Here is a 298-nt window from a genome sequence, read left to right on the forward strand (position 1 = left end):
GCTGGTGGTCCTGATTTCGGGCCCGAGTTCCGTAGTAGGCAGAGTGTGTCGGGGGATTTCACGTGGGCTAAAAACTTCGTCCTCACTTAACAGGCAGGGCGCATCTGCCGACGGACTGGTGGTGTATACCTATGATGCTGCCGGTCAGCTCACGGGTTCTCGTTTACCGGTGCCGGGTCTGTGCGTGTTGCCGGTTTGGATGTGATGGGTGCCCGCGTCTTTGATGGTGCCTCGAAGCGTTTCCTCTCGACGGATCCGCTGGCCCAGGTGCCGGGTACTGGTTTCTTCGCGGATGTAT

Origin of the sequence: Rothia sp. HMSC071F11, assembly GCF_001809115.1 — a bacterium.
Lineage (GTDB): Bacteria > Actinomycetota > Actinomycetes > Actinomycetales > Micrococcaceae > Rothia > Rothia dentocariosa.